General features: G+C 64.7%; 10 protein-coding genes and 1 pseudogene. 3 read left to right on the top strand and 8 right to left on the bottom strand.

The window, feature by feature from the left end; translation table 11 throughout:
• The first annotated feature begins 290 nt into the window (after positions 1 to 290).
• Both aroQ and AC6RA4_RS19175 read left to right on the top strand, forming a co-directional pair.
• Positions 291 to 734, top strand: a complete 444-nt coding sequence (gene aroQ / locus AC6RA4_RS19180) for a type II 3-dehydroquinate dehydratase (RefSeq protein WP_500163106.1) — start codon at positions 291 to 293, stop codon at positions 732 to 734.
• Positions 731 to 1498, top strand: a complete 768-nt coding sequence (locus tag AC6RA4_RS19175) for a LuxR family transcriptional regulator (RefSeq protein WP_500163105.1) — start codon at positions 731 to 733, stop codon at positions 1496 to 1498. The genes aroQ and AC6RA4_RS19175 overlap by 4 nt, the downstream gene beginning before the upstream one ends.
• Before the next feature lie 468 nt (positions 1499 to 1966).
• Here AC6RA4_RS19175 and tsf read toward each other — a convergent pair whose 3' ends face one another.
• Together tsf and rpsB are read right to left on the bottom strand one after the other, a co-directional pair.
• Positions 1967 to 2842: a translation elongation factor Ts gene (gene tsf / locus AC6RA4_RS19170; protein ID WP_500163103.1), complete on the bottom strand. Its 876-nt coding sequence runs from the start codon at positions 2840 to 2842 to the stop codon at positions 1967 to 1969.
• Positions 2843 to 2939: 97 nt separating this feature from the next.
• Positions 2940 to 3707: a 30S ribosomal protein S2 gene (gene rpsB, locus AC6RA4_RS19165; protein WP_500163102.1), complete on the bottom strand. Its 768-nt coding sequence runs from the start codon at positions 3705 to 3707 to the stop codon at positions 2940 to 2942.
• Positions 3708 to 3947: 240 nt separating this feature from the next.
• Between rpsB and AC6RA4_RS19160 the strand changes: the two genes are divergently transcribed.
• On the top strand, positions 3948 to 4583 hold the full coding sequence (locus AC6RA4_RS19160) for a helix-hairpin-helix domain-containing protein (RefSeq protein ID WP_500163100.1): 636 nt from the start codon (positions 3948 to 3950) through the stop codon (positions 4581 to 4583).
• Positions 4584 to 4630: 47 nt separating this feature from the next.
• Here AC6RA4_RS19160 and phoB read toward each other — a convergent pair whose 3' ends face one another.
• The 6 genes and pseudogenes from phoB to AC6RA4_RS19130 all read right to left on the bottom strand — a co-directional run.
• Positions 4631 to 5320, bottom strand: coding sequence for a phosphate regulon transcriptional regulator PhoB (phoB, locus tag AC6RA4_RS19155; protein WP_500163099.1), 690 nt, complete (start codon positions 5318 to 5320; stop codon positions 4631 to 4633).
• A gap of 13 nt (positions 5321 to 5333) precedes the next feature.
• Positions 5334 to 6059 carry a phosphate signaling complex protein PhoU gene (gene phoU / locus AC6RA4_RS19150; protein ID WP_500163097.1) on the bottom strand — a complete coding sequence of 242 codons (726 nt, stop codon included), beginning with the start codon at positions 6057 to 6059 and terminating at the stop codon, positions 5334 to 5336.
• 3 nt (positions 6060 to 6062) lie between these two features.
• Positions 6063 to 6860 carry a phosphate ABC transporter ATP-binding protein PstB gene (gene pstB / locus AC6RA4_RS19145; RefSeq protein WP_500163095.1) on the bottom strand — a complete coding sequence of 266 codons (798 nt, stop codon included), beginning with the start codon at positions 6858 to 6860 and terminating at the stop codon, positions 6063 to 6065.
• A gap of 36 nt (positions 6861 to 6896) precedes the next feature.
• Positions 6897 to 8246, bottom strand: coding sequence for a phosphate ABC transporter permease PstA (gene pstA, locus AC6RA4_RS19140; RefSeq protein WP_500163093.1), 1350 nt, complete (start codon positions 8244 to 8246; stop codon positions 6897 to 6899).
• Positions 8243 to 9697: a phosphate ABC transporter permease subunit PstC gene (gene pstC, locus AC6RA4_RS19135; RefSeq protein ID WP_500163091.1), complete on the bottom strand. Its 1455-nt coding sequence runs from the start codon at positions 9695 to 9697 to the stop codon at positions 8243 to 8245. Before pstC ends, pstA begins: the two co-directional genes overlap by 4 nt.
• 97 nt (positions 9698 to 9794) lie before the next feature.
• A pseudogene (locus AC6RA4_RS19130) lies at positions 9795 to 9984 on the bottom strand (phosphonate ABC transporter substrate-binding protein); the annotation flags it as partial.

The raw sequence follows: 9984 nt of genomic DNA, 5'->3' as shown, positions 1-9984 counted from the left end.
CAGAATTTGCACTTCGGATGTGAATCCACCTGCGCACTCTCAGAAATCCTGTAATCAGTATTATGTTATTAAATGAGATGCCAGGCCGGCCTGAGACAGGCCGAAGCCCCCGCAAAACCGGGCCTTGGCGCCGCCCTGCGACCGATCCTTCGGCCCGTAGATCGCAAGTAGATCGCAAACAGGCTTGCGAGACGGCGGCAAACGTTGCACCTCCGCGTCGGTAATTGCGCTAATGGACAAGCGTGCGTTTCCGACGAACACTGCATTCACTTTCGCGAAGGTCTTACACGATGCCCGGCTTCCTCATTCTCAACGGCCCCAACCTGAACCTGCTCGGCACCCGCCAGCCCGAGGTCTATGGCCGCACCACGCTGGCCGATGTCGAGGCCATGTGCCGGGCGCACGCCAGCGAGATCGGCGTCGAGGTCGAGTTCGAACAGAGCAACCACGAAGGCGCTCTGATCGATGCCATTCACGGCACCCGTGGCCGGCTCGACGGGCTGATCCTCAACGCCGGCGCCTACACCCACACCTCGGTCGCCCTGATGGACGCGATCAGCTCGGCCGAGATCCCGGCGATCGAACTGCATCTGTCGAATGTCCACGCCCGCGAGGAATTCCGCCACAAGAGCTACATCGCCCGGGTTTCGGTCGGCGTGATCTGCGGCTTTGGCGCGCGCGGCTACACGCTGGCGATGGACGCGATGAAGAGCCACCTGGACGCGCGCTCATGACATTGCCCGCGGACCTGCGCAGCCGGCTCATCGCGATGACCAATGCCGGCACCGTCGAAGAGCTCTGGGCCATGCATCTCGAGGGCATGGCCGGCTACGGCTTCGATCGGCTGATGTACGGGTTCACGCGCTACCGCACCACGACCTCGCTCGGCGATCCGAACGATTTCGTGCTGCTGACCAACCACAGCACCGATTACACCGACGTGTTCGTCGGCAAAGGGCTCTATCACCACGCCCCGATGGTCCGCTGGGCGCTCGAGCACGAAGGCGCGTGCTCGTGGAGCGTGATCGGCGAGATGATGGCACAGGGCAACGTGACCGAGGCCGAGCGCCGGGTCATCGAGTTCAACCTGAGCATGGACGTGCGGGCCGGCTATTCGGTCAGCTTCACGTCGGTCTCGAGCCGCGCCAAGGGCGCCATCGCGCTGACCGCACGCTCTGGCCTCCAGCAGCACGAGGTCGACGCCACCTGGGCGCGCCACGGCGAAGACATCATGCTGATGAACAACCTGCTGCATCTCAAAATCCTCACCCTGCCCTATATCCCGCCGAACCAGACGCTCACCAAGCGCCAGCGCGAGGCGCTGGAATGGGTCGGCGATGGCAAGACGATGCAGGATATCGCGGCGATCATGGGGCTTACGCAGGCCACCATCGAGAAGCACCTGCGCCTCGCGCGCGAGGCTTTGAACGTGGAAACCACCGCTCAGGCGGTGGCCAAGGCCGCGTTTCAGAATCAGATGTTCGTCATCGACATCTGAACACGGGACCAAACCAAAACTGAACGATCAAGTCGAGTCGTATTCGACTTTAGGATGAGTGTCGCGCCCGCAAATGTTGCACCAGATTTGGAAATGCTTCGCCCAAGTTTTAATAAATTCAAATCTATCTAGGCGAGATTGGCAAATTTCGAGAAAATATGAAGGGGTCAGGTTTCCCGGACTTCCCTGACGACACGTAAATTGCGAATGTGAAGATGTTCCGTGAGTGGTGGCTTTGGCCATGGAACATGAGGACCTATCCCTCGCGATTTCGAGGGCTCTTCGTTCTCCCGGTGCAAACCGGAGCCGGGAGGGACTCGCGCAATTTTCGCAAGGGTCCCCTCGGCGCCCCTGCCCGGCTCCCCGATTCATCCCCAACCGTGCTGGGGGGCCGACCGCAGGAACCAAAAGGAGCCGCCCCAAGGGCGGCTCCTGTCTTTTCAGGTCTTCGAAAGATGCCGTCGGGGATTAGCCCTGCGCGGCCTTCGCAACCTCGGCTGCGAAATCCTCTTTCTCTTTCTCGATGCCTTCGCCGACCTGCATGCGGACAAAGCCCACGATGGTGGCGCCGGCTTCTTCGGCGGCTTTCTCGACGGTCAGGTCCGGGTTGATGACGAACTGCTGGCCCAGCAGGGTCACTTCCGCGAGGAACTTCTTCATGCGGCCGACGATCATCTTCTCGATCACGGCGTCCGGCTTGCCGGATTCCTTGGCGATGTCGATCTGAACCTGACGCTCTTTTGCGACGACGGCCGGGTCGAGGTCGGCTTCCGACAGCGAGGCCGGGTTGGCGGCTGCGATGTGCATCGCGACCTGCTTGCCGAACGCGTCGTCACCGCCCTTGAGCGCGACCAGAACGCCGATCTGGCCGAGGCCCGGAGCGGCTGCGTTGTGCACGTAGGTCGACACCACGTCGCCCTCGACCTTCGCCATGCGGCGCAGGGTCATGTTCTCGCCGATCTTGGCGATCTTGTCGGTGATGACCTCGGAGACCTTCTTGCCACCGATCTCGGCATCCGCCAGTGCTTCGACGCTGTCGACGCCGGTTGCGGCCTTGGCGATGTCCGACACCATGCCCTGGAACTCGGCGTTCTTGGCAACGAAGTCGGTTTCCGCGTTCACCTCGACGGCGACGCCGGTGGTCCCGTTCACTTCGACGGCCACGAGGCCCTCGGCAGCGGTGCGGCCCGATTTCTTGGCGGCCTTGGCGAGGCCCTTGGTGCGCAGCCAGTCGATGGCGGCTTCCATGTCGCCGTCGGTCTCGGTCAGCGCCTTCTTGGCATCCATCATGCCTGCGCCGGTCATCTCGCGCAGTTCTTTCACCTGTGCAGCAGTGATCGCCATGTGCTTGGCTCCCTCTCGAATGGTCTTGTGCGGCAGGCCCTGCCCCGGGCCTTGCCGCTCATGTCATGCTTGCGTGACGCTTTCGCGACAGCGCGGATCAGCCCTGCTGGGCGTCCGCCAGCAGCTCTTCTGCCGGTGCGTCTTCCAGCGCGCCGAGGTCAACGCCTGCGGCTTCCATCTGGCCGGTCATGCCGTCCAGGGCTGCGCGGCTGACGAGGTCGCAGTAGAGCGAGATGGCGCGGGCGGCGTCATCGTTGCCGGGGATGATGTAGTCCACACCCTCGGGCGAGCAGTTGGTGTCGACGATGGCGACAACCGGGATGCCCAGCTTCTTGGCTTCGGCGATGGCGAGCTGCTCTTTCTTGACGTCGATGACGAAAAGCAGTTCCGGCAGGCCGCCCATTTCGCGGATGCCGCCGAGCGACGCCTGCAGTTTGGCCTGCTCGCGCTCCATGCCGAGGCGCTCTTTCTTGGTGAGGCCTTCAGCGCCGGCTTCCATCTGCTCGTCGATCGCCTTGAGGCGGTTGATCGACTGCGAAACGGTCTGCCAGTTGGTCAGCGTGCCGCCGAGCCAGCGGTGGTTCATGTAGTACTGGGCGCACTTCTCTGCGGCTTCGGCGATCGGCTGGGCTGCCTGACGCTTGGTGCCGACGAAGAGCACCCGACCGCCCTTGGCGACGGTGTCACGGATGACGTTCAGAGCCGCGTCGAGCATCGGCACGGTCTGGGTCAGGTCGAGAATGTGGATGCCGTTGCGCGCACCGTAGATGAACTCGCCCATGCGGGGGTTCCAGCGCTGCGTCTGGTGGCCAAAGTGGACGCCGGCTTCAAGCAGCTGGCGCATGGAGAACTCGGGAAGAGCCATGTCCTATATCCTTTCCGGTTTCATATCCTCGGCGGGGGCTTGACCCGAAATGGGGCAACCGGTGGACGCTGTGGGGATGTCTCCCCCAAAGGCCCGACCCCGCCTGCGGGGTTCGTGTGCGCGCCTATAAGGGCAGAACGCGGCGGGCGCAAGCCCTGACGGAACCTTGTGGACAAGGCAGCGGTTTCTGACGCACCTTCCTCGGCAATGTATTCGCCCAATATCCATCAGGAGATGATTTTGACAGACCTGACCTCCGTCCGCGGCATCGGCCCGGCCATGGCCACGCAAATCCGCGCGCTTGGCATCGACAGTGCGGAAGCGCTCGCCGCCGCCGCTCCGGAGACCCTCACCGACCTGCCCCGCACCCAGCTCGCCCGCGCGCGCAGCCTGATTGCCGCCGCCGCCGCGAGCCTCAACGCGGCCGATCCGGCCCCTGCGCCGCGCTCCGCCGAGACCGAGGCCGCCCCGGCCCCCGGCACGCCCGGCGACGACACGCTCGAAGAGCCCGAGGCCCCGGCCGAGGCGCCCCGGATGATGCCGGAGCCCGATCCGGAAAGCCCGCTTGCGGTCAACGATCCCTTGCCCGAGCCGGAACCGACGCAGACGCTCGAGCCCGGCAGCGGCAAGGCCAAGGGGAAGGGCAAAGGCAAAGCCAAGGCGAAGAAGTCCAAGAAGGACGCCAAGCCGAAGAAGGCCGCCTCCGGCAAGGGCGGCAAGGACAAGAAGGCGTCCAAGGGCAAGACCACAAAGACGTCGAAAAAGGCCAAGCTGAACAAGGCTGTCGTAAAGAAGCAGAAGAAAAAGGCCGAGGCGGCAAAGGCGCTCAAGGCCGACAAGGCTTCGAAAAAGAAGAAGAAAAAGAAAAAGAGCTGACCCGAACTGCGACAGGCGGGCCAAGGCCCGCCCGTCATGCCGAGGGATCAGCCGAGCGCGTAGCCCGCGCCGCGCACCGTGCGCAGCGGATCGTCGCCGCCATTGACGCCGAGCGCCTTGCGCAGCCGCCCGATATGGACGTCGACGGTGCGGGTGTCGACATAGATGTCGCGGCCCCAGACCCGGTCAAGCAGCTGCTCGCGCGACCAGACGCGGCCGGGCTTTTCCATGAAGGTCGAGAGCAGCCGGAACTCGGTCGGGCCGAGCTTGAGCTCCTGCCCGTCGCGGGTCACCCGGTGGGTCTCGGCGTCGAGGATGATGTCGGCATATTCCAGCCGCAGTCCCGCCGCCGCCGGACGCGCCCGCCGCAGCTGCGCCTTCACCCGCGCCATCAGCTCGCGCAGGCTGTAGGGCTTGACCACATAATCGTCAGCGCCGGTCTCGAGCCCGCGCACCCGGTCGATCTCTTCCGACCGGGCCGAGAGCATGATGACCGGAACGCCCCGTGTCTCGGGCCGGGTCTTGATCTGGCGGCAGACTTCAATGCCCGAAAGGTTCGGTAGCATCCAGTCGAGCACGATCACGTCGGGCTCTTCCTCGTCCATCATCACGAGCGCTTCCTCGCCGTTGCCGGCGGCGGCGACGCGGAAGCCCTCGGCCTCGAGATTGTAGCGCAGAACCTCGCGCTGCGAGGCTTCGTCCTCGACAACCAGAACGGTGGGCTGATCAGCCGACATGGTCTTTCTCCGCTTACAGGTCGGCGCTCAGCGCCGGATCGCTCGAGGTGCGGTCTTCCTTGATGCGGATGCCCTCGGGCTTCTCGCCGGTGGCGAGGAAAATCACCTGCTCGGCGATGGCCGTCACGTGATCGCCCATGCGCTCGATGTTCTTGGCGATGAAATGCAGGTGCATGCACGAGGTGATGTTGCGCGGGTCTTCGAGCATGAAGGTCAGGAATTCGCGGAACAGCGTGTTGTACATCTGGTCGACATCGGCATCGCGCTCGATCACGTCGCGGGCCAGCGCCTCATCGCGCTTGATATAGGCATCGAGCGCGTCCTTGAGCATCAGCTCGACATCGCGCGCCATGCGGCGCAGCGCCGTGCTCGATCCGTTGATCTGCGTCATCTGCGCGAGCACCGTGGTGCGCTTGGCCATGTTCTTGGACAGATCGCCGATGCGCTCGAGGTTGGCCGACATGCGCATCACCGACAGCACGACGCGCAGGTCGGTGGCCGTGGGCTGGCGCAGCGCGATGACGCGGGCGGCTTCCTCGTTGAGGCTCTCTTCCATCGCGTCGATGGCCTTGTCGCCCTTGCGGACCTGCTCGGCCAGTTCCTCGTCGCGGGTCTCGAGCGATTTGGCGGCGTCATGGATCGCCGCCTCGACAAGCCCGCCCATCTTGAGGATCTGCGCCTGGATGCCTTCGAGATCGCGGTCGAACGCGGTGGCAATGTGATGCTTGAGATCGCTCATGGCTTATCCGATCCGTCCGGTGATGTAGGACTCGGTGCGCGAGTCCACGGGGTTGGTAAAGATCTGGCTGGTCTCGCCGTATTCGACGAGATGGCCCAGATGGAAGAACGCGGTCTTCTGGCTGACGCGGGCGGCCTGCTGCATCGAGTGGGTCACGATGACCACCGAATAGCTGGCGCGAAGATCGTCGATCAGCTCTTCGACCTGCGCCGTGGCGATCGGGTCGAGCGCCGAGCAGGGCTCGTCCATCAGCAGCACTTCGGGCTCGGTGGCGACGGCGCGGGCGATGCACAGGCGCTGCTGCTGACCGCCCGAGAGGCCGGTGCCCGGCGCGTGCAGGCGATCCTTCACCTCGTTCCAGATGGCCCCGCGGCGCAGCGCCTTCTCGACGATCTCGTCGAGCTCGGCCTTGTTCTTCGCAAGCCCGTGGATGCGCGGGCCATAGGCCACGTTGTCGTAGATCGACTTGGGGAACGGGTTCGGCTTCTGGAACACCATGCCCACCTTGGCGCGCAACTGCACCGGGTCGACGCGCTTGTCGTAGATGTCCTCGCCGTCGAGCGAGATCAGCCCCTCGACGCGGCACACATCGATGGTGTCGTTCATCCGGTTCAGGCAGCGCAGAAAGGTCGACTTGCCGCAGCCCGACGGCCCGATGAAGGCGGTGACGGTCTTGTCGAGAATGTCGACCGAGACGTCCTTGATGGCGTGGTTGTCGCCGTAATAGACCTGAACGTCGCTGGCGGAGATCTTGGTTTCTTTGGCTTCCACGTCGGTCTTCCTCAACGGTGCATCATACATGGGTTCACTTCCCCTTACCGAGATTGTCGCTCATCGTCACCACCGGCGCTCGAACTTGCGGCGCAGGACGATGGCGATCACGTTCATGACCAGCAGGAACACGAGCAGGATGATGATGCCGCCCCAGGCCCGTTCGTAATAGGCGGGGTCGGCGCGCTTGGCCCATTCGTAGATCTGCGCGGGCATCGCCGAGTTCGGCGACATGAAGCCCGAGATGATCCCGTCCGGGTAGTTGGTGGCGATGTAGCCGACCATGCCGATGAGCAGCAGCGGCGCGGTCTCGCCAAGCGCCTGGGCAAGGCCGATGATGGTGCCCGTCAGGATGCCGGGCATGGCCAGCGGCAGCACGTGGTGGAACACCGACTGCATCTTCGAGGCGCCAACGCCGAGCGCGGCGTCGCGGATCGACGGCGGCACCGCCTTGAGCGAGGCGCGGGTCGAGATCACGATGGTCGGCAGGGTCATCAGCGTCAGCGTCAGGCCGCCCACCAGCGGCGCCGATTGCGGCAGGTGCGCGAACTGGATGAAGGCCGCGAGGCCGAGGATACCGAAGACGATCGAGGGCACCGCGGCGAGGTTCGAGATGTTCACCTCGATGAAATCGGTGAACTTGTTCTGCGGCGCGAATTCCTCGAGGTAGATCGAGGCCGCGACGCCGATCGGCAGCGCCAGGAACAGCACCACCAACATCATGAAGAGCGAGCCCAGCATCGAGACGCCAAGACCGGCCTGCTCGGGGCGGCTCTCGGAGGCGTCGGAGCCGGTGATGAAGGCCATGTTGAAGCTCTTGTGCACCGTGCCATCTTCGAGCAGCGCGTCGACCAGATCGAGGTGGCCTGCGTCGATGTTCTTGTCCTCGGTGATGCTGTCGCGGCTCACCCGGTCTTTGAGGTACCCGTCGACGCGCGAGGCGGCGAGGATCTCGAATTCGACGGTCTCACCGACCAGATCGGGGTTGGCGAGCACGGTGTTGCGCAGTTGCGCCGCGGCAGAGGCCGAGATCAGCGCCTTCATGTCGCCGCCGTCTTCGTACTCGGTGGCGATGCCCTTGTCCTGCACCAGCTGGTAGAGGCTGTCCTGGATCAGCGGGTTGTAGCCAAAGGTCGAGACCTTGGCCATTTCCGCCGGGTCGCGGTTGCCGTTCTTATCGAGCTTGGCCGGGTCCAAATAGACCGGCACCTGAATGAAGGTCTGCTGGAACGCGCCGATGCCGTTGCTGACAATCGAGCTCAGCAGCACCACCAGAAAGAACAGCCCCGCGCCGATGGCGGCCAGCCCGTAAAGGCGGAAGCGCTTTTCGGCGGCGTTGCGGCGCTGGGTGCGCTTGTCGGCGGCGGTCAGACGGGTTGCGGGACGGGCGCCGCCCTGAGAGGTCGCGTCGGTCATTCGTACTGCTCCCGGTATTTGCGCACGATGTAGAGGGCGAAGACGTTCAGCCCAAGCGTGACGATGAACAGCGTCATGCCTAGGGCAAAGGCCACCAGTGCCTCGGGCGAGGCGAAATCGGCGTCGCCTGTCAGCTGGCTGACGATCTTGGCGGTGACGGTGGTCATGGCGTCGAACGGGTTGAGCGAGAGCCGCGCCGCGGCCCCTGCCCCGAACACCACGATCATGGTTTCGCCGATGGCGCGCGAGGCCGCGAGCAGCACCGCGCCCACGATGCCCGGCAGCGCCGCCGGCAGGATCACCTGCTTGATGGTTTCGGACTGGGTCGCGCCGAGGCCGTAGGAGCCGTCACGCAGCGATTGCGGCACGGCGTTGATGATGTCGTCCGACAGCGAGCTGACGAAGGGGATGAGCATGATGCCCATCACCAGCCCCGCGGTCATCACCGCGGTGCCAGCCTGCATCCAGCCCAGCCCGTCGCGGCCGAACACGGTCAGCAGCAGTGGGCCGACGGTCAGCAGCGCGAAGAGACCGTAGACGATGGTCGGGATGCCGGCGAGCACCTCGAGCAGCGGCTTGGCCCAGGCGCGCATCTTCGGGCCTGCGTATTCCGAGAGGTACACGGCGGCGAAGAGGCCGATCGGCACCGCCACGACGAGCGCGATGAAGGAAATGTAGAGCGTACCCCAGAGCAGCGGCCAGATGCCAAGCTCGGAGCCGCCGCCGAAGGAGGGCGACCAGGTGAAGGAGCCGAAGAACTTCGAGGCGGGATAGACCTGGAAGAAGTTCCAGGTGTTGCCGACCAGCGAAAGCACGATGCCGATGGTGGTCAGGATCGCGATGGAGGCCGCCGAGAGCAGGATGATGCGGACGCCGGTCTCGACCGAGTTGCGGGCGCGGAAGTCGCGCGTCGACTGCGCAACGCCCCAGCCGAGCCCGCCAACGGCCAGCAGGATCACCACGACGCTGCGCCAGAAATTGCCGGCGCCGTTCATCGCGCGATAGTCCTGAGCGGCCTCGAGCACCTCGGGGCTGACATCGGAGCCAAGCGCCACGCCGGCCTCGCCCAGCAGGCTGCGCACGTCGGAATCGGCGGTGCTCATGGCGTCGGCGTCACCGGCGGTGATCAGACCGCGGCTCACCGCGGTGTCGAGACCGCCCGCCACCCGGCGCACGTCGGACATCACCAGCCCCAGCGTCGAGCCTTCGGGCACGGCGCCCTCGCCGAGGCCTGCGGTCACCTGATGGTCGACCAGCACCGGCTGCACCAGCAGCCAGACCACCAGCGCCAGGAAAGCCGGCGCCATCACCTTCATGGCGACGTTCCAGCCGTAATAGTTCGGAAGCGAATGCGGTCGCTCTCCGCTGGCAGAAGTCACGCGCAGGCGGCCGGCGATGAAGCCGGCAACCGCAAGCGCGAGCACGATCAGGATGAGCCAGAGTACCGGCATGTCGCCCCCCCAGGGTCGTTTCGAATTCGCAAATGGCCTAAGAGAAGACGGGGCGGCGCACAATGGCACCGCCCCGAAGCAATCGGGAAATATCCGATTACATGTTCGAGCCCATGACCTCTTCGTCGGCAACCTTGGACTGGGTCTCGGCCAGCTCGGGGTCGGACACGAGGCCGTAGTTGGCGAGCGGGCCGTCGGGGCCGGCGATCTCGTCAGCGACGAAGAACTCGGCGTATTCCTTCAGGCCGGGGATGACGCCGATGTGGGCCTTCTTGATGTAGAAGAAC

It is taken from the genome of Salipiger sp. (assembly GCF_059781815.1).
This window is presented reverse-complemented; position numbering and strand designations above follow the sequence as displayed.